11 protein-coding genes and 1 riboswitch are annotated in these 20,761 nt (G+C 42.3%); of the genes, 5 read left to right on the top strand and 6 right to left on the bottom strand.

Annotation, left to right across the window (positions count from 1 at the left end):
- Positions 1–4 precede the first annotated feature (4 nt).
- The 4 genes from AAE250_RS06030 to AAE250_RS06015 all read right to left on the bottom strand — a co-directional run bounded on the left by AAE250_RS06030 (position 5) and on the right by AAE250_RS06015 (position 4,738).
- The gene (locus AAE250_RS06030; protein ID WP_294600647.1) at positions 5–304 is read right to left on the bottom strand and encodes a GNAT family N-acetyltransferase; all 300 of its coding nucleotides are present in this window, start codon (positions 302–304) and stop codon (positions 5–7) included.
- A gap of 101 nt (positions 305–405) precedes the next feature.
- On the bottom strand, positions 406–1,779 hold the full coding sequence (locus tag AAE250_RS06025; protein ID WP_294600649.1) for a tryptophanase: 1,374 nt from the start codon (positions 1,777–1,779) through the stop codon (positions 406–408).
- Between the two features lie 269 nt (positions 1,780–2,048).
- Positions 2,049–2,249: riboswitch (cobalamin riboswitch) on the bottom strand.
- Positions 2,250–2,277: 28 nt separating this feature from the next.
- Positions 2,278–4,074 (bottom strand): sensor histidine kinase, encoded by a 1,797-nt coding sequence (locus tag AAE250_RS06020; protein ID WP_294600651.1) that lies wholly within the window; start codon positions 4,072–4,074, stop codon positions 2,278–2,280.
- Entirely contained in the window at positions 4,049–4,738 is a 690-nt protein-coding gene (locus AAE250_RS06015; RefSeq protein ID WP_294600652.1) for a response regulator transcription factor, read from the bottom strand. The genes AAE250_RS06020 and AAE250_RS06015 overlap by 26 nt, the downstream gene beginning before the upstream one ends.
- A gap of 412 nt (positions 4,739–5,150) precedes the next feature.
- Here AAE250_RS06015 and AAE250_RS06010 point away from each other — a divergent pair, with 412 nt between their 5' ends.
- Positions 5,151–6,350, top strand: a complete 1,200-nt coding sequence (locus AAE250_RS06010; protein ID WP_294600654.1) for a hypothetical protein — start codon at positions 5,151–5,153, stop codon at positions 6,348–6,350.
- 102 nt (positions 6,351–6,452) lie between these two features.
- On the opposite strand, the gene AAE250_RS06005 is transcribed toward AAE250_RS06010, so the two are convergent.
- Both AAE250_RS06005 and AAE250_RS06000 read right to left on the bottom strand, forming a co-directional pair.
- Entirely contained in the window at positions 6,453–8,264 is a 1,812-nt protein-coding gene (locus AAE250_RS06005) for a SusD/RagB family nutrient-binding outer membrane lipoprotein (RefSeq protein WP_294600656.1), read from the bottom strand.
- A 29-nt stretch (positions 8,265–8,293) separates the two neighbouring features.
- The gene (locus tag AAE250_RS06000) at positions 8,294–11,446 is read right to left on the bottom strand and encodes a SusC/RagA family TonB-linked outer membrane protein (protein WP_342288786.1); all 3,153 of its coding nucleotides are present in this window, start codon (positions 11,444–11,446) and stop codon (positions 8,294–8,296) included.
- A gap of 970 nt (positions 11,447–12,416) precedes the next feature.
- Between AAE250_RS06000 and AAE250_RS05995 the strand changes: the two genes are divergently transcribed.
- From AAE250_RS05995 to AAE250_RS05980, 4 genes are all read left to right on the top strand, one after another.
- Complete coding sequence (locus AAE250_RS05995; protein WP_342288785.1) at positions 12,417–15,641, top strand: SusC/RagA family TonB-linked outer membrane protein; 3,225 nt, start codon at positions 12,417–12,419, stop codon at positions 15,639–15,641.
- Between the two features lie 38 nt (positions 15,642–15,679).
- Positions 15,680–17,548, top strand: coding sequence for a SusD/RagB family nutrient-binding outer membrane lipoprotein (locus AAE250_RS05990; protein WP_294600663.1), 1,869 nt, complete (start codon positions 15,680–15,682; stop codon positions 17,546–17,548).
- 491 nt (positions 17,549–18,039) lie between these two features.
- Complete coding sequence (locus tag AAE250_RS05985; RefSeq protein ID WP_294600665.1) at positions 18,040–18,852, top strand: DUF3805 domain-containing protein; 813 nt, start codon at positions 18,040–18,042, stop codon at positions 18,850–18,852.
- Between the two features lie 20 nt (positions 18,853–18,872).
- On the top strand, positions 18,873–20,759 hold the full coding sequence (locus AAE250_RS05980; protein WP_294600667.1) for an ABC-F family ATP-binding cassette domain-containing protein: 1,887 nt from the start codon (positions 18,873–18,875) through the stop codon (positions 20,757–20,759).
- Positions 20,760–20,761: the final 2 nt, after the last annotated feature.

The following is a 20,761-nucleotide window of genomic DNA, read 5'->3' as shown; positions in this document are numbered from 1 at the left end:
TTTTTTAAACGTGAACACCTCTTAATACGATGCGCTTCCATTCAGGGTGTTTGTGAATGTACGCGGCAACAAACGGACACAACGGCACCAGCCTGAGTCCCTGTCTCTCTATATCTTTTAATGATTTTTCTACAAGCTGACTGCCAATCCCTCTGCCATTCAGTGCAGATGGTACTTCGGTATGAGTCAGGTAGATTTCGCCGTTGGTAGACTTGATATACTCTATTCTCGGAGTATATTTCTCGATGTGGAACTCGTATTGACGTCGTTCTTCGTTGTCTATCAGTTCATATTCTTCTGCCATAATTACAAGTATTTAATGTTTACCATCATATAACACTTGATAAAGCAATTTTGTTTTTTAGAAATTAACCAAAAAACAAACGAAGAACGACGTTGCTCTATTTATAATCTTTCCAGTTGTACGGTGAAATGCCGCATCAGCGGAGCTTCCCAGGTGATGCGTACCCCGTGGGTGATGCTTTCGCGCTTGTCATATACATTTTTCAATGCGGCTGCCACCACATCCATGTGGTTGTCGGTATAAACACGGCGGGGGATGGCAAGGCGAAGCAGGTCCAACCCATTGAAACGGTTTTCACGGGTTATCGGGTCGCGGTCGGCAAGCAGATACCCGATTTCGCAACCGCGTATGCCTGCTTCCAGGTATAATTCGGCAGTCAATGTCTGTGCCGGGAATTCTTCTTTTGGGACATGCGTCAATACTTTAGGAGCATCTACGAAGATGGCATGGCCACCTGCAGGGCGTTGATAGGGGATGCCGTATTCGTCCAGCTTCCTGGCCAGATAGGCTACCTGGTGGATGCGGGTTTCCAGATTATCAAATTCTGTATTTTCATCCAGCCCGATGGCAAGTGCATTCATATCCCGGCCGTTCATACCGCCATAAGTAAGGTAGCCTTCGTATTGCACGCAGAAACCTTTGGCACCTTCGTACCAGTCTTTCCGGCGGGTGGCTATAAAGCCGCCCATATTTACGATACCGTCTTTTTTGGCGCTCATGGTCATGCCGTCTGCAAGGTCGAACATTTCATGAGTGATCTCTTTGATGCTTTTGTTACAATAACCGTCTTCTCTCATCTTGATGAAATAGGCATTCTCGGCAAAGCGGGCGGAGTCGAAGAGGACAGGTTTGTTATATTTGTCTGCAAGGACACGCACTTCGCGTAGATTTTGCATGGAAACCGGCTGGCCTCCTGCTGTGTTGTTGGTGATGGTAACGATGATAAACGGTATGCGCTCTGCATGCTCCTGCAATGCCTTCTCCAGTTTGGCGGGGTCTACATTTCCTTTGAACGGGATTTCCAGTTGCGTCTGTTTGGCTTCGTCTATGGTACAGTCCAAAGCTATAGCTTTACGCCCCTCAATGTGTCCTTTGGTAGTATCGAAATGAGAATTTCCCGGAATGATATCCCCCTCGTGCACCAGGTAGGAAAACAATACGTTTTCGGCGGCACGTCCCTGGTGTGTAGGGATGACGTAATCAAAGCCGGTCAGCCGGGTAATAACTTCCTTCAATTTGAAGAAGGAAGAGGCTCCGGCATAACTTTCATCGCCCAGCATCATGCCTGCCCACTGACGGTCGCTCATGGCTCCAGTGCCCGAATCGGTGATAAGGTCGATATAAACTTGTTCTGACTTCAGTTGAAATACGTTGTAATGGGCTTCTTTCAGCCATTGTTCACGTTCTTGGCGGGTACTTTTACGGATAGGTTCCACCATTTTAATTTTCCATGATTCGGCAAATGGCAATTCCATGTTTTATGTTTTAAGGATTTGACAATAAGTTAACGGCTAAACCTGTTTTGAGAGTTTAGTGTGCCGAATATAAGTATTATTTAGATAATATCCAATTAATTGGTGACTTTTTGTAATGTAAATGTCCGGGCGAAATCACTTCGACCGGACATCAACAAATAAACTTGGCAGAGTTTATTTACCTTTTACTTTCTCTGAATCAGGTTTGATGAATGAAATGATGGACGACTTGTCCGGTTCATTAGACTCAACGCTTTTTCCTCGAAAGCAATGATAACATGTGCATGGCAGGTCTTCTGACTTATTTCTGTTACAGGCGCCTTCCCGGAAGCGAACTTCCAGTGGCATAGGGTGATGTCTGCAACATTTTGCGAAACTTACAGCAGCGGGACTGTTTAGGATTTGCACCTAATTCCCTTTTAATTGCCGCCTTCGAACAAAGACGGCAAACCAATGCACTGCAAAGATAGGAAAAAATAGTTATAACTCATAACTCTTCTATGCTTTTTCTTTGGCCAGTGTGAATACAAATTCCAGTCCTCCGCCTTGATTGTTCTTGGCTGAGATGGTTCCTCCGTGAATGATGACTGCATTTTTTACGATGGCAAGTCCTAAGCCGGTTCCGCCCAGCTTTCTTGAACGGCCTTTGTCTACGCGGTAGAAGCGTTCGAACAAACGGTTCAGATGCTCTTGTGGAACACCTACGCCGGTATCTGCAAAACTGAAGTAATAGAAATGTTCGTCTTCGCGGAAACAACTGATGTTGATGTGTATATTCGTCCCGGCGTATGCGATAGCGTTGTCCATCAGATTGCGGAAGATGGAGTAGAGAAGCGAATAATTTCCCCGCAACTGTATCTTGGGTTTCAGGGAGTTGACTACCGTAATCTGCTTTTCTTCCAATTCCAGCGATACTTCATTTACAATATTTGTTACCAGGATGCTGATATCTACTTTCTCCATATCGATCATGTTGGCAGCTTCGTCCATGCGGGTCAGTACGGAGATGTCGCGCAACAAGCGGCTTAAGCGGTTGCTCTGGGCGTAGCAGCGTTCCAGGAAAATCTGCATCTTGTCCTGTGGCATGTTTTCATTGTTTACGATCGTTTCCAGATATCCCTGTATACTGCTTACGGGAGTTTTCAGCTCGTGGGCAATGTTTTGCGTCAGTTGACGTTTCAAGCGGATTTGTTCTTCTTCCTGGGTAATGTCATTGATGGAAATCTCAAAACTTAAATCCTGGAAAATGATACACTCTACAACGAAAATGCGTCCGTTCTTGTTGATATTGATAGACATTCTTTTTTCTTCTCTGCCGGAAGGACGCTTCTGGGCTTTGCTGATGAAATCAGTTATCTTCTGGAATTCATAGATGGAGAAGATATCCTCGGTGGCCTGCAGATTGGAGTCCGAGATTAAGTTACCGTATTGGGTGAACAGGTTATTTACCAGTATCTCTTTTTTATCTTTGGTGAATACGCCCAAGCCTTCGCGGGAGGTTTGTAAGTGGGTGATTAACTTCTCGCGTTCGATATAGAGGGCTTCCTTGGTTTCACGCAGACGTTTGTATATCTGTATGATATGTTGTGAGATTTCTCCGAGTTCGTTATGTGGGAAAGCTGACTGTATATCCATCTCTATAGGTTCGTTCTTATCGGCTCTTTTGGCAAACTCGCGCAGGTTATTGATGGCGGTGCCCAGCTTGGAAGTGAACTTATAGAAAATAAATATCAGCAAGAGCGATATGATGAGAGTGAACCATATATAATGTGAGTCGGCCGACAAATTTTCCATCAGATTAATGTCGTAGGGTAGGGCCGAACGGATGATACAGTCATTGTAGATTGTCGCGGAGTAGAAATACGCTTTTCCGGTGGTCTCTGATGTGCGCCGTACGTCGTAGCCTCTACCGTCTTTCAATGCCCTTTGTACTTCCGGACGTTTGATGTGGTTGTCTAAATGCAGGTTTGGAGTATGGTAACTGTCGAATAATACATTCCCTTCCAAATCTATTATTGTGACACGCAATTCTTTGTCTACGGATTTTGAGACATAGTCATCCAACATGGAGGTCCATAGATTGCCCGGAATCTTTCCTAATTCCTGATACAATCTGTCGTTATAGCCTTGCAGTTGCACGTCCAGCAACTCTATTTTGTATTCTTTTTCCCGCTGATACTGATAGGCAATGAAGCAAGCTGCAAACACTATGAACAGCGAGATGACCGAAAGGAATAACTTCCGGCTGAATGACAAGAAATGCTTGTCTTTATTCGGCTTCGAAACAATAACCATATCCTAAACGAGTTACGATGCATTTGCCATATATTCCGATTTTCTTGCGCAGGCGGGTGATGTTTACGTCTATGGTACGGTCCAGTACGTATACTTCATCACTCCAGATACGGCTCAATATATCTTCGCGCGAGAAAACGCGTCCTTTATTTTGCAAAAGCAATAATAATATTTCAAATTCTTTTTTAGTGAGGGGAGCTTCTGTACCGTCGATGCTGACTTTCTTTTTGATGATGTCCAGCACCAGTGACTTGTAGACAATCTGTTCCGGTATGCGCTCTGTTTCTCCCTGCTGGGTGCGTCGCAGTACGGCCTTAACGCGTGCAACTACTTCCCGCAGCGAAAAAGGTTTGGAAATATAGTCGTCCGCTCCCAGGTTGAAACCGGTAACAGTGTCATTCTCCGTATCTTTGGCAGTTATAAAGATGATGGGCACTTGGGCTGTTTTTTTATCTTTCTTCAACGTGCTTGCCATCTTGAAACCGGAAATCTCTCCCATCATCACATCCAGCAACAAGAGGTTGTAACTGCTGATATCCATTTTCAGTGCTTCTTCGGCAGAGTTTGCCGTATCCACTTCGTATCCTTCATTTTCGAGGTTGAATTTTAAGATTTCACACAAATCTTCTTCGTCGTCTACTACTAAAATCCGGTAATCGTTCATTGCGTTATTGTTTATGTATGACAAGGGTAAAACAAATCTCCTGTCACAAAGTTAAACTTTATTTCTTTTCCTCGACAAAAGTGAGGCAAATTTGTTACGTAATGATGAAACAAGTGTTACAATTCGGTTACAAATCTTGCTATATCCGGCAGTTTGTCAGAAAAAGAGATCCTCCGGTGGTTTGCTCATAACCCCTTTCAGAATGCTTTCTGAAGGGGCAGGAAATTTTTACTAAAAATCTCCCGGAATTTTAGTAAAAATCAGTCGGAATTTTAGTAAAAATGGGAGGGATTTTTAGTGAAAAAATTGGAGGCGTTTTTTATGTTGAGATATTTTCTTTTAAACACTTCCTCGGTCCTTTGTATCCTCATCAAATAAATATTATCTTTGCTTCATAAAGTGGATTGATTGTATGAATGAACTTATATATCTGGGAAAGTATTCCCGCAAATGGCGTTTGCGTATCATTGTGGGTACTTTGATTTTAGTGATAATTGGCTCTGTCTGGCTGAATACGGCTCCTTTCCGTTCGGGGTTTGAAATTACGGATGAACTGGGGGGCAATATTTTCCCTTCCAGCATTCTTTCGGTGGCTACTACCGATGCCCAGGTTATAGTGCCGGTAGATTCGATGTATGTAGGAAATCCGAAGTCCTGCATAGCTATTCGTATCCGTTCGGGGAAGGTGTATAGCCGGGTACGGGTAGAGGTAGCGGAAACCCCGTTTTTTTCCCGCTCTGTTTCCGAGTTCGTGCTGGCAAAGCCGCGTACGGAGTATATCATCTATCCCGATATCATCTGGAACTATGAGGCTTTGAAGAATAATAACCAGGCAGAACCTATCAGCGTGGCTATTACTACGGAGATGAATGGTAAAGATCTGGGGCAAAGGGTACGTACTTTCTCGGTTCGCAGCATTAACGAATGTTTGTTGGGGTATGTCACGAATGGTACTAAGTTCCATGATACCGGTATTTTCTTTGCTGCATACGTAAATGAGGAGAATCCAATGATTGACCAGTTGCTGCGTGAGGCGCTGGATACCCGTATCGTCAATCGCTTCTTAGGTTATCAAGGCGGTGCTGCGGTAGTGGACAAACAGGTGTATGCACTGTGGAATGTGCTTCAGAAGCGTAAATTCCGTTATAGTTCGGTGTCCAATACGAGTCTTTCCAGTAATGTGGTCTTTTCGCAACGCGTGCGTACATTTGATGATTCGCTGGAGTCCTCGCAAATCAATTGTGTAGATGGTACTGTATTGTTTGCTTCTTTGCTGCGTGCCATAAATATAGAACCTATACTGGTGCGTACCCCGGGGCACATGTTTGTAGGGTATTATACGGATTCTGACCATAAAGGCATGAACTTCCTTGAAACGACCATGATAGGTGATGTGGATTTGGATGATTTTTTTCCGGATGAGCAACTGGACTCTACGATGGTGGGAAAGTCGCAGAACCAGATGTCGCGCATTGCCTTTGATAAATCAAAAGAATATGCTAATAAGAAGTATAAGCAAAATGAAGAAGGCATCCATTCCGGTAAGTTGAACTATATGTTCCTGGAGATTTCTAAGGATGTGAGGAGGAGGATACAGCCGATAGGGAAGTAGGAAGAGGAGGGGAAAACAAACAGCCGATTCGTCCCGAACCGGCTGTTCTGATCATCATCTATGAATGAAGACCGTTAAAGTCTTCGGTTTCATTTATCATTTTTATTCTTCAATATCCCACCATACCGGAACAGACCAAATATCATTATCCATTGCTTTAGGATTTGAAGCTTCCAAATTCTTGGCGTTGTAGTTAACTTCGTGTGAGCAATGAGCCATACGGCGCCACCAATAGTTCTCGCTTGTTTTTGAAGCGCCCGGGAATTTTTGGGATGAGGCTGCTGCACGAATGCTCTTTGGACGATCGATATCCGGATATACTACTCCGAAGTTTCCGATATTTCCCGCTGAGAAATTGAAACGTCGCATATCATTCCAATTCTGTTGTGAGAATGACATTGCAATATATTTTTGTTTCATAATTTCCGCCATCGTCAATTGGTCAGCAGTCTGTGCGATGCAGTCACTTGTCAGGAATTGGTTGATAGCTGTCTCATCCATCGGTATTTTCCCCGGATTATTTTCTGTTCCGTATGATTTCAGTTTGGTATTCATGAAATCGAAATGTCCTTTGACAGCCGCCTTGTATGCAGTCAGTGCCCCACTCTTGTCGCCTTTGCGGAACAATACTTCTGCCTTGATGAAATCCATTTCGTAGCTTGTCATCAAGTGTGTCGGAGATTCCGGAAGAGTATAGAACGTTCCGGTGGAAAGAATGGTGCCATCGGCTGTATTCTGATAGAAACTTTCGTCAGCTTTTCCACCCTGCTTGCAACATACACCTTTCAGCGTGACGTAGATTGTGTCACCTTCACGCCCGGCAGTAGCTACTGTATACTTTTTGGTAGAAGCCGAATAGGTTTGTTGGGCCGGACCTGAATTATTCAAAATATCACTGTTAAGTACATCAACACCTGCTGTCACCATGAAATAGGATTTGCCGTTCTCGTCGTAATGCTCGTTCATAGGAAGCATCTTTTCCCGACGAGGGTCGTACGTTACTGTACCATCTGTTTGCGGGTATTCAAACAAGTCTGTATAATATTTCGTCATGCGGATGTGATCGGACCAGGCAGCACCGTCAAATAAATAGGATGTTTTCAGAGGGTCACCTGCCAAGGCATCACTGGCGGTATCTCCCGGGTCATTCTGGTGATTTACAATTGTACTGGTTGCATAGTCTCTCGGACCATTTGCAATAGCAGCCAAAATATCATCCGGTTTGTAAAGTGAGCTTTTCTTTGACAGATTATTGAGCCAACGTGCTTTTAGTCCGTATACCAAAGCCTTCCATTTGGCAATATCACCACCATTCCAGCTATCTCCATCTTTTAATGGAGTGGCGTTGGTTTCCTGCGTCATGTCAAAATAAGGCAAAGCTGTGTCCAAATCAGCCAAGCATCCTTCGAAAATAGTTTGTCCGGTATCATACTTGGGGGTCAGATATGAACCTAGTGATTCTGTGTAAGGACATTCTCCATACCAGTCTGTCATTAACATAAATCCCATGGCTTTGATTACATATGCGGCGCCAATATAATGGTAAGCACCTTCTTCTTCTGCTTTTTTAATCAAATCTTCAAGGTTACATGCCGCACCGACAAACCAATGCTGATACGGAGTAGTGGAAATACCATTGCTGGCATCCCAATAAGGCATATAATTGTGTAGGTTCGTGGCTAATGTTGATACACCTTTCCGGGAGGTTATTGTACCATTGATAAAACCGGCACGGAAACCGGCAGATCCGGCAGCATATCCATAGTGATGTTCGATCCATGGCAGCCGGGAAGCCAATGATGCTACATCTTGGGTTGGAGTATTAGGGTTCTCATTAACATCCAGCCAACTGTCGCAGGATGTTAATCCTAATGCTAAAATAAGGCTTAATCCTATATATTTTATCTTCTTCATAATTCTATCTTTTTATGATTCAACTATTCTTAAAATGTCAAGTTAATACCGAAAGACATACTGGCTGTACTCGGTACACCACAATAATCAATACCTGTTGAACTGGAGCCGGTTACGCCGGAACCTGCAACACTGTTCTCCGGGTCAAGTCCTTTGTAATTTGTGAAGAGCAACAAATTATTTCCTGTTACATTAATAGCGCATCCCTTGATAACCTTGGTCTTTGCCAGCATGGCTTTGGGGAATGTATAAGAGAGAGAAATGGAGCGTAGACGCATCCAATTCGTCTTAGTTGTGAAATTGGTGGATTCTTTAGTGTAGATATTAGAATAGTAATCCTGAATGATCTGGTTGCCGTTTCTCGCTGTTTTTACACTGCCGTCTGCATTTAATATATCATAATTCTTACCAGCCTCGAATGTGAAGGTCGCATCTTTGTAAATGGTGTTGCCTTGGGCATCTGTACCATCCGGCACAACGCCGTTGATCACCAGTTTGTCGCGAGCTTCAGTTCTCTTGCTCAATCCATTGATTGTCAAGTCGTATTCTGTTCCATTATAGATTACGCCACCAAAACGGAAATCCCACAACATCGATAAGTTCCAGTTCTTATATTGTATGCTGTTGTTCCATCCGCCGCTTAGTTTGGGTTCACGATTACCGATATATTCTGTTGATTTGTCCGTATAGGTAGGCATACCCGTTACAGCATCCAGAATCACTTTTCCGTCACTGGTGCGTTCCCATTTGTTTCCGGTCAGTGCCATAAAGTCACCTCCGTTTACAGATGCAGCTTTTACACCACCAATCTGTACGTCTGTTACATATAGTAATTCCATTCCTTGCAGCAAGTTCTCAACAGTACCACGGTTACCTGCCAGGTTCAGTGTAGTCTCCCATCTCCAATCTTTGGTTTCTACCGGAACTGCGGTAATGGAGAGCTCCATACCTTTATTGTAAACATTGCCGACATTCGTAGAGTACATGATGTATCCGTTAGTCTGGCTTAAACGTGGGGAAACGATCTGGTCTTTACTATTATTGGTATAGTATGTAAAGTCAAAACCTAACCGACCGTTCAGGAATCTCATTTCCAACCCCAACTCTGTAGATTCTGTGATTTCCGGTCTTAAGTAGGGATTTCCACGTGTCCATGAATTTCCGGTTCCTACCCCTGCCAGAAAACCTCTGGGCGCCCACAATGCGGTAGTTGTTGCATAGGCGTCGGTATCTTTACCTACGCGGGCCCAGGATGCGCGTATCTTACCGAAGGAAAGGATGTCATTTGCCGGTAGTAGTTCGGTAAATACAAAGCTGCCGCTGACTGACGGATAGAAATATGAACGGTTGTCTATCGGTAGGGTAGAAGTCCAGTCGTTACGTCCGGTAACAGTCAGATATGCTATATTTTTATAGGCTGCACGGAATTCTCCAAAAACACCCATCAAACGTTTGCGGCTTTGATAAGACTGGAATTGTTTGGTAGATTGATCGATATTTTCAAAACTTGGAAAGTCGGGCGTGATAAAGTCATAACCCGTACGGCGTTCACGCCGAACCTTGGTGTCTTCTGCTGATTGTCCTGCCATCAAGTTGAAGTCGAAATCTCCGAACTTTTTATTTGCAGTAATAATCAAGTTGGAAGTCAAATATTCATAGGTGAAGTCGTTTGTTGACAAACGGCCGTTCTGATAGATATCTTTCATTGCAGCTCCGGGAGCAATATAAGTGTAATCGTTAGTGGTGTATCGGTCTAAGCCAATACGATAACTGATGTTTAGCCAATCTGCAACTTTATAGTTGGGGGCAACGGAGCCGGTAAAGCGGGTAGTCTTATCCCACATCTTATTCTTATTGATAATCCAATATGGGTTATCAATATCCGAAACTAAGTTCTGGTTGTCAGGATCCAAGCTCTGGAAAATACGGTATTTGCTACCGTCTTCGTTCAAATAATGTTTCATGTCCTCGCTACCAGGCCATGTATATACAGCCTGCATTGCGCCGTTTCCTCCCTTACCGTCTGAATCCCAAAGTCCACTGGATGTTAGTGTTTTGTCAGTGTTGGATACGGAGAAGGCAACATTCGCAGCAACAGTGAGGTTTCCGTATTTGCGGTCTCCATTGAAACGGAATGTCGTTTTATCGTAGCCAGTATTGGGCACGATACCATTTTGGTCGAAGCGTGAGATGGATAAGAAATAGCTGCCTGCATTATTTCCACCGGATACAGTTAATGTATTATCATAGCTGGCACCGTTTTCAAAGAAATTGTTGATGTTGTCATAGACTTTATCTCCACCGCCGAATTTTTCTCCCCAAGAGGACATTACCCAGTCGGTTTCCAGATTTCCTAAATCATTATATTTTCCTCGTTTATAAGTTTCCTGCACATCAGGCAAGCGGTTTACCCAACTTGTGGTGAAACGGGTGTTAAATGTTACTTCTGTTGTTCCATCGGTATTACCTTTTTTTGTCGTAATGACGATAACACCGGCCGCAGCGCGTGAACCGTAAAGAGCGGCAGCAGCAGGCCCTTTCAGTACTGACATGTTTTCAACATCTTCCGGGTTAATATCCATAACACGGTTACCAAATGAAGAGGCTGTGCGGACCATACCATCAAAACCGGAATCACCGCCAATTGCAGTAGAGTTATCGTAAATAACACCATCTACAACGAATAGAGGTTGATTATCGCGTTCCAAAGATGTACCTCCACGGAGGACGATTTGTGAACCAGCACCGGCAGCGCCACCGGATTGGGTGATATTTACGCCGGCTATTTTACCGTTCAAAGAATTGATAACATTAGCACTTTTGTTTTTCAATAGTTCTTTGCTATTGACATCCTGAACTGCATATCCTAGTGCCTTTTTTTCTTTCTTAATACCCATAGCTGTTACTACAACTTCACTCAATGCTTGAGCATCATCTTGTAGAGTTACAACGTAATTTGTGGCGTTGTTAACAACGAGTTCCTGAGTTTTATATCCTACGAATGAAACAACCAATGTGCTACCCATTGAAGCATCTACTGAGAAATTTCCATCTATATCCGTCACAGCGCCGGTGCCGGAACCCTTTACTAATACGCTGGCGCCGATGATAGGCTCACCTGCTGCATCTACAACTTTACCTGTGATTTTCTTGGCTTGCTGAGTACTTTGGGAACTTGGCAATGCGCTTAAACTTGAAGATTGCACTTTATGCAGAAGTTCCAAATTTAAAAGTATCTGCTATCTACCACATTTCTACTTATATATGTATGCATAACAATATATTACTTGCTTGCAGATATCTTTTGTAGAAAAAATGCAGGTTGCCGGTTTACAAGGAATGGTTGTGAAATGAAGAATCAGGTTGAAGATTACAGAGTGAACAATAATATTTCTCGTGATATATCAGAGTAAATAGTTAATTTATTTAGGTAAGCACTCTGTTTCGCGCGTTTAAAACAATTTGTTTCAACCATATACACTCTGCTACTTTTTATGTTAAAACTGTTTGTTTAAAGCATAAAATAGAATATTTGTAAGCGAGGAGCAAACTATTTTCTATTATGAAATAAATAGTTCTACCCGTAAAAATGAATCATTCGTTTTTACTAAATGAGGTTATTTATGGTAGCAACATTTAGGAAGTCATACTCCAATAAGGTTATTTAATTGGGGGTATGTAAATGAATAAAAATAAGAGGTGCATGAATCTATTAATATATGTTGCGTAAAAGCTTTTGTGTAATTAACAGTCTAATACTTTTTTTTGAGTAACTCGTGATTGATTTTAACGGATTTGCTTTTACCAATTCTTTCTGTTAACGTTTAGTTCTTATGCAATTATTCTTATTTCAATAAAAAAAAGGATTATTGCACTAAATAAGCAAATCTACATGGATTAAATATGTGAATTTATAACTTCAAATGATATATATAATACTATATATAATTTCATTTTGGTATCTATATACTTATTAAACTGTCATTATGTACAAAATACATAAAATGAGATAACTATTAAACCTCTATTTCAAACTTTATAAAAGCATAAAACCAAACATTTTAATATTCATTTAGGAATTTTTAAATAGATCGATGATGAAATTCCTAAATTTATTTATATGTTTGCAAACAAATCCAAATAATAGAGCTTATGAAAAGAAATTATTGCTTATCATTAATGTTGTTTGCATTGTTTGGGATGTCTGCACCTTTTGCTGCTAATGCAGCCGTTGAAAGTGTGCCAAGTTCCCAAAGTACTCAGCAAACCAAGAAAATTACAGGTAAAGTTGTAGACACAACAGGTGAGCCTATCATCGGCGCCAGCGTGTTAGTGAAAGGTTCCGGAACCGGTGCTGTGACGGATATTGACGGAAAGTTCTCAGTGGATGCTTCTGTGGGCAGTACACTGGAAGTTTCCTTTATTGGTTACAAGACCGTTACTCTGAAAGTGACTAATGCTTCCACTTATAGCGTAACACTGCTTGATGACTCGCAGGCATTGGACGAAGTGGTGGTCACGGCAATGGGTATTAAGAAAGAGAAAAAGGCATTGGGATATGCAGTGCAAGATGTCAACAGTAAAGAACTGTTGAAAAATAAGAATGCTAATATTATTAATTCCTTGAATGGTAAAATTGCCGGTGTGAATATAACTCAAGGAAGTGGTGCTGCTGGTGCTGGTGCAAGCATTATCATTCGTGGAGGTACTTCATTAGAAAGAGATAACCAGCCTTTGTTTATTGTTGACGGTATAGTCTATGATAACGGTGTGGATATTGGCGGTAATTCAGGTTTTGATGGCGCACAATCTACAAACTCAACATATAGTAATCGTGTAATGGATATCAATCCTGAGGATGTGGAAAATATGTCTGTATTGAAGGGGCCTGCTGCCGCTGCACTTTATGGTTCGAGAGCTGCTGCTGGTGTTATTATCATTACAACAAAAAAAGGTCAAGAAGGGCGTGTTGAGGTCAACCTGTCAACTAAATTAAATACAACTTGGGTTAATCGTCTTCCAGAACAACAAAGTACTTATAAACGTGGTACATTTGGGGACACTGGTATCTTTACTGATTTAGGAGTGTTGGACTCTTGGGGAGAAAAGTTTGCACCAGGAGAAAAAATATATGATAATGTCAGTGATTTCTTCAAAAGTGGCTTGACCTGGGATAACAATGTCAGTATTTCAGGAGGAGGAAAAAATAATAATTTTTATCTTTCCATTTCTCGTTTCAACCAAGATGGTATAATACCGGAAACTGGCTATACAAAGAATACAGTTCGATTTAATGGCGAACAAAAATATGGTAAATTGACTGTAGGGGCGAATATGGCTTACTCCATTGCTAATTCAGACAAATCGTTAACTAGCGGTGGGCTCTATTCGTCAGGTGGCACGGGAGCCATGAATTCAGTTTTCCGTTGGCCGAGAAGCGAAAACATGTCTGTTTGGCAGAATGAAGATGGAAGTAAATACCGTTTATTCCCAGATCAGTTGTTGGCCGATGATATTGATAATCCTTATTGGATTGTCAATAAAAACAGAGTTACTGATAAAACGACCCGTTTCACTGGTAATCTTAACCTGAAACTTGATTTGTTTGACTGGTGGAAAATTTCTTATACAGCCGGAACAGACCGCTATACTACAAATACTCGCCGCTTGATAGAACCGGAATCTGGCGTGAAGCTTTTATGGCAAAAAGGTATGTTGTCTGAAAGTGATCGAGTTTATGAGTATTTGACATCAAATTTTATGATGAACTTCAATAAAAAGATTGCAGATTTTGACTTTAATTTATTGGTCGGACAATCAGTAGAAGATACAAAAACAACTACCAACCGCAGAATGGGTTGGAACTTTGTAGTTGACAATTTCTACTCAATCAACAATACAGCCGAAACTGATCGTAGTATGACCCAAGCAAATAGCCGTAAACGTCTGATTGGTGTATATGGTGAATTCAGAGTTGGTTATAAGAGTATAGCGTATGTCACTGTTACTGGACGTAATGACTGGACTTCCACTTTGCCGATAGATAACCGTTCTTATTTCTATCCTTCAGTAGGTGGTGCTTTCGTTTTTTCGGAGTTGCTGCCTGAGAACGATATAGTTTCCTATGGTAAGGTTCGCGCCTCATGGGCACGCGTAGGTAAAGATGCCGATCCTTATGTAACGAATACATATCTTGATCCTCCTTTTGTTACAATCGGAGGCAATGGATTGCAGAATAGTTGGACACACGGTAACCCATATTTGATTCCTGAAAAGACAGAGTCTACGGAAATTGGTTTGGAAATGAGATTCTTGAAGGGACGTATTGGATTTGATTTTACTTATTATACGAATAAGAGTATCAATCAGTTACTTAGCCCACGTACAAGTCAGACCACAGGTTATATCTTTATGACGACAAATGCCGGAGATATTGAAAATAAGGGTATGGAGTTGGCTATTTCTGGTACACCTATCCAGAATAGGAATTTTACATGGGAGACAGCTTTAAATCTGTCAGGAAATCGGGGTAAGGTAAACAATTTACTTCAAGGGCTTGATATCCTCTATGTAACGGATGTTCAAGTTGGAAATGCAAAAGCTGCTTCCTTTAATGGTGGTAACTTTATGGCAATTTCCGGTTCTAAATGGTCGAGGGATGACCAAGGAAATGTTATTCTGGATAAAAAGACCGGAATGCCGACTTCCGATAATGAAACAACTTATGAGTTAGGTAACCGTGAACCTAAGCTTCTGGGAGGCTTCAATAATACTTTTACTTATAAGAACTGGTCTCTTTCTATGTTGTGGGATTTCCGTATCGGCGGCGACATCTATAATGGTACAGATTACTTCATGACAGCACGCGGTATGAGCGTGAGAAGTGCAAACCGTGAAAATCTGACAATCAAAGGTGTGGTTACTAATGGAAAAGACGCTGAGGGTAAAGAGACATATACACCTGCTACATATACTTTCAGTGCTGATAAATTTTATAATAGAAATGATTATTCACAAGAAGTTCCTGCAGGTTCCGATAATGCTCTTTGTGGAAAGTCGATTATTCGCAATTATTGGACGAGTAGTTATACTTTGGAATCTACTAACTATATGACGGATACCAGTTGGTTGCGTCTCCGTTCCATTTCTTTGACTTATACATTCCCGAAGAATCTGCTTCAGAAAACCAAATTTATCAAAGGGCTTTCTGCTACGGTGACAGGAACAAATCTGCTACTTTTTACTAATTATAAAGGTATGGATCCTGAGACAAGTGCTGCCGGTTCCGGTGCAATAGGTTCAAGTTCTGTCGGCATTGAATATTGTGGTGTACCTGCTACAGCGGGCATGTCTTTCGGCCTGAATGTTACATTCTAAATCTGAATTATAGAACAATATATTAAAAAGAGTAAGTTATGAAAAAATTCAAATATATTTGCTTAGGTGCATTATTTGCCCTCGGTGTTAGTTCTTGTTCTGATTATTTGGATATAAACAATAATCCGGATAATCCGAACAATACAGTCCCTTCGGCTTCTTTGCGTTTGCGGGCTATTCAGGCAAACTTTGTAGATGCTTATGAGTCTTCTGGTACACGTGGTTGCTGGATTACCGGTAATATAGCGAAAACCAGTGGTACTGCATATAATGATATGATTATAAAATGGCGTCCGGCAGTAAACTCCTGTACATGGCCTTATCAGTCATGGTTTATTTATACGGCTTCAAATATACCGGATTTGCTTGATAAAGCTGAATCTGAAGAGGCGTGGCATTATGTAGGAGCAGCACAACTAATTCATGCATGGGGATTTATGACTATGCTGGATGTATATGGAGAAATGCCTTATACAGAAGCTTTAACCTCCAATATTACTCCTAAATATGATGATGGGAAAACTATCTATGAAGGATGTATGGCTATGCTTGACAAGGCTATTGAGAACTTTCAGAAAGAGCAGCCTACAACAGCGGAAGCATTTGCTGATGGTGATACCTGGAATGGGGGAGATGCAAAGAAATGGTTGAAATTAGCATATGGACTGAAAGCCCGTTGGATGCTGAATACATCTAAAAAGGCTGATTTTGATCCTCAAGCTGTATTGGAGGTTTTGGCTAAAGCGGCAGATTCCAATGATGATGGCACAGTGATGCATTATAGAAATTCTAATTTGGATCAAGAAAGTGGAATCAAAGCATTGCAATTTGGGAATCTGACAAATACCACTTCACGTATAACAAAATGGTACTTAGATTTATTGACGAATACATTTGCGGATGGCAGTGGCGTTGAAGATCCACGTACAGACTTGCTTGTTCCAAGTGGTCAATTTATGAACAAAAACGGTCAATTGGAATATCGTCGTACTGCAGGCATTGATTTGTATAGTAATATCCGTAATGCAGGAGGTCCTGTTACTTTTGATGTATTTTCTTCAGATACCCAGACTGCTATCAAATTTCTGGGTGGTGTTAAATTAGATCCGGTGAAAGATATATGGGCTTCCGGTACTACAGATGAAGCACGAAAAGGAGATTCTATTTATGTTCCAATTTACTCGGAACATCTGAGTTGGATTACCTCTTCACCAGGTGACCCTAATGATGACCGTTATATTGCAAACCGCTATAATGGCAAAACGGAACGCATAATTTCTACAGGAACTTTCTATACCCGTGCCGATGCTCCGGGACATTTGCTCTGCTATCCGGAGGTTTGTTTTATGAAAGCTGAATGTTATTTTCGTTTAGGACAAAAAGGACAAGCTTTGCAAGAGTACAAGAAAGGTATTCGTGCGCATATGGAGTTGATGAATATAAAGTTAGCTGACTATGATCAATCTGTTTATGGAAAACAGATGATTCCGACAGAAAAAATGGATGCTTTTTTGTCAAGTGAAGCCGTTGCACAGACTGAGGCAGAACTGACTATGGCAAAGATTATGCAGCAAAAGTTTATTGCCTGTTCATATTCTATCCAAAATTGGAATGATATGCGCCGCTTTAACTATGGAGCAGGGAATATCAAAGATTTTGGTGTAGTATATGTAGGCTTTGATCGCCCTAATGAATTTGATGCAGAAAGTGGTAGACGATATACTTCGGATAATCCCTCGGATAGTCGTTATTGGTTCCGTCGTTTCCAGCAGCCCAGTCTTGAGTCTGATTATAATATAAATAATCTAAAAGAATCAAATAAAGAGGCATTGGAATTGACCATAAATTCTTGTCCGGTTTGGTGGGATTGTGCTTCAGACGAAGAATATTACAGTTATATTAAATAATAAAATGTACCTGTTAGGGCTTTTGCAGAATGCTTTCCTATTGCTATTAAGATCTTATTCGTTTTTGAATGGCAGAGGATAAATAAAAATATTCAGATTCGGAGACTCTAACAGTCTTCATTCATAAATGATGATTGAAACAGCCGGTTCGTGAGAATCGGCTGTTTTTGCGGTTTGTTCGTCTATAAAATCCCTTAGTTTGTAGAATCTTGATTTAATAATCCTAAAATCTTAGGTTTGTATTTATTTCATTGATTATCTTTGCGACTAAAATTAAAGATTTAATAGATTTTTATTTTGACTTTCATTAGATTGAATAAGATATTGAAGGCTCTAATGGTCTTCATTCATAGATGATGATTGGGACAGCCGGTTCGTGAGAATCGGCTGTTTTTGTTTCGTTTGTTTGCATATCAACGGCGGTAATGTTACTTTTGCCAGGAATAGCGAAGACAGTTCACACTATCTTTGCGAGGAATAGTTTATTTAGTATGGAACAAGGCAAGAAATTTATCTCTCCGGGAGCATGGTTCTCCATGACTTATCCGGCAGACTGGAACGAATTTGAAGACGGGGAAGGTTCTTTCCTCTTCTATAACCCCAATGAGTGGACCGGTAATTTTCGTATTTCAGCTTACAAAGGAAATGCTACGTATGGCAAAGACTCTATACAGCAGGAGCTGAAAGAAAATTCTTCTGCTACCTTGATCAAGGTAGGACAGTTGCAATGCGCCTATAGTAAAGAGATGTTCGAAGAAGAAGGGGAGTACTACACTTCCCATCTTTGGATTACAGGCATTGGTGAAGTCGCCTTTGAATGCTCGTTCACCGTGAAAAAAGGAGGAACGGTAGCGGAGGCAGAGAAAGTGCTGGCTTCCCTGGAGGTGCGTAAGGAGGGAGTAAAGTATCCGGCGGAAATCATCCCGGTACGTCTTTCAGAAATTTATCAGATTAATGAAGCATACGAGTGGGTAGATGCCACTGTAAAAGAACTGCTGAAGAAAGACTTCCAGGGAGCCGAAGAAGATCTCCTTAAGATGCAGCAGATTATAGATAAGGGCGACATCGGCCCGAAGAAGAAAGACGCATGGCTGGCATTCGGCATTGCCCTTTGCGTAATCTTTGCCAATGAAGTGGATGGCATGGAGTGGCGTACGTTGATAGACGGCAACCGGGAAGCACCGGTATTGCTGAATACCACTACCGGAACCTGGATTGATCCGATGAAGCTGGTATGGAGCAAGGTGAAAGCAGGCGAACCTTGCAATCTGGTAGAGAGTTATCAAACGATGTTTGAAAATTAATCATTAAAATAACGAGGATTTTGGCAGCAGTAAATTCAATTCTTCAGATAGAGAACCTGACCAAGTCATTCGGTGACCTGGTATTATTCGAGAATATATCCTTCGGTTTGGCCGAAGGGCAGCGCGTCGGCTTGATAGCCAAGAACGGTACGGGTAAGACTACATTGCTTAATATCCTTTCCGGTAAGGAAGGGTACGATGCCGGCACTATATCCTTCCGGCGTGATTTGCGTGTTGGCTATCTGGAGCAAGATCCGCAATATCCCGAAGAACTGACCGTGCTCGAAGCCTGTTTCCATCATGGCAACAGCACTGTTGAGCTGATTAAGGAATATGAGCGTTGCATGGAGACGGAAGGCCATCCCGGACTGGACGAAATACTGGTGCGTATGGACCATGAGAAAGCTTGGGAGTATGAACAGAAAGCCAAACAAATCCTTTCGCAACTCAAGATCCGTGACTTCGACCAGCAGGTGAAACACCTGTCCGGCGGCCAGCTGAAGCGTGTGGCACTTGCCAATACCCTTATCACTGAACCCGATTTGCTGATACTGGACGAGCCTACCAACCACCTCGACCTTGATATGACGGAATGGCTGGAAGAATATCTGCGTCGCAACAATCTCAGCCTTTTGATGGTGACGCACGACCGTTACTTTCTCGACCGCGTTTGCTCTGAAATTATAGAGATAGACAACCGCCAGATATACCAGTATAAGGGTAATTACAGTTATTATCTGGAGAAGCGCGAAGAGCGTATTGAAGCCAAAACCGTAGAAGTGGAACGCGCCAATAATCTCTACCGCACCGAGTTGGAGTGGATGCGCCGCATGCCGCAAGCCCGCGGGCATAAGGCACGATATCGAGAGGATGCCTTCTATGAACTGGAAAAGGTTGCAAAGCAGCGCTTCAACAACGACAATGTGAAGCTCGACGTCAAGGCATCCTATATCGGCAGTAAGATATTCGAGGCAGACCATTTATACAAATCCTTCGGTGATCTGAAAATATTGGAGGACTTCTCTTACATCTTCTCCCGTTATGAGAAGATGGGAATCGTGGGAAATAACGGCACCGGAAAATCCACTTTCATCAAGATACTGATGGGGCAGGTGCAGGCCGATAGCGGTACGGTGGATATTGGTGAGACGGTTCGTTTTGGCTATTACTCTCAGGATGGCTTGCAGTTTGACGAGCAGATGAAGGTGATAGATGTGGTGCAAGACATTGCCGAAGTCATAGAGTTGGGCAACGGGAAGAAGCTGACAGCCTCGCAATTCCTCCAACACTTCCTTTTTACCCCCGAGTCGCAACACAGTTACGTCTATAAACTGAGTGGTGGCGAGCGCCGCCGTCTCTATCTGTGTACGGTACTGATGCGCAATCCCAACTTCCTTGTTCTGGACGAGCCCACCAACGACCTCGACATCGTGACACTGAACGTGCTGGAAGAGTATTTGCAGAATTTCAAGGGTTGCGTAATCGTCGTGAGCCACGACCGCTACTTCATGGATAAGGTGGTAGACCACCTGCTGGTATTCAACGGACAGGCCGATATCCGCGATTTCCCCGGCAACTATACGCAATATCGCGATTGGAAAGACCAGAAAGCGCATCAGGAAAAAGAGAAAGAAGCTGCCAAGTCTCAGGAAGACAAGACGTCGAAAGTGCGCCTGAACGAGAAGCGCCGGATGTCTTTCAAGGAGAAACGCGAGTTTGAACAGTTGGAACAAGAGATTGCCGGACTCGAAGCAGAGAAGAAAGCCATTGAAGATGCCTTGTGTAGCGGCACCCTCTCCGTGGACGAACTGACGGAGAAGTCGAAGCGGCTGCCCGAACTGACTGACTTAATAGACGAGAAGACTCTGCGCTGGCTGGAGTTGAGCGAGATAGAAGAGGGGGGATGAGG

The sequence above is a fragment of the Bacteroides sp. GD17 genome, from assembly GCF_038448625.1.
Lineage (GTDB): Bacteria > Bacteroidota > Bacteroidia > Bacteroidales > Bacteroidaceae > Bacteroides.
This window is presented reverse-complemented; position numbering and strand designations above follow the sequence as displayed.

What these genes read in the sequence shown, in the direction of transcription:
- AAE250_RS06030 (WP_294600647.1), bottom strand. Translation starts at nt 304, where the DNA reads ATGGCAGAAGAATATGAACTGATAGACAACGAAGAACGACGTCAATAC.
- AAE250_RS06025 (WP_294600649.1), bottom strand. Translation starts at nt 1,779, where the DNA reads ATGGAATTGCCATTTGCCGAATCATGGAAAATTAAAATGGTGGAACCT.
- AAE250_RS06020 (WP_294600651.1), bottom strand. Translation starts at nt 4,074, where the DNA reads ATGGTTATTGTTTCGAAGCCGAATAAAGACAAGCATTTCTTGTCATTC.
- AAE250_RS06015 (WP_294600652.1), bottom strand. Translation starts at nt 4,738, where the DNA reads ATGAACGATTACCGGATTTTAGTAGTAGACGACGAAGAAGATTTGTGT.
- AAE250_RS06010 (WP_294600654.1), top strand. Translation starts at nt 5,151, where the DNA reads ATGAATGAACTTATATATCTGGGAAAGTATTCCCGCAAATGGCGTTTG.
- AAE250_RS06005 (WP_294600656.1), bottom strand. Translation starts at nt 8,264, where the DNA reads ATGAAGAAGATAAAATATATAGGATTAAGCCTTATTTTAGCATTAGGA.
- AAE250_RS05995 (WP_342288785.1), top strand. Translation starts at nt 12,417, where the DNA reads ATGAAAAGAAATTATTGCTTATCATTAATGTTGTTTGCATTGTTTGGG.
- AAE250_RS05990 (WP_294600663.1), top strand. Translation starts at nt 15,680, where the DNA reads ATGAAAAAATTCAAATATATTTGCTTAGGTGCATTATTTGCCCTCGGT.
- AAE250_RS05985 (WP_294600665.1), top strand. Translation starts at nt 18,040, where the DNA reads ATGGAACAAGGCAAGAAATTTATCTCTCCGGGAGCATGGTTCTCCATG.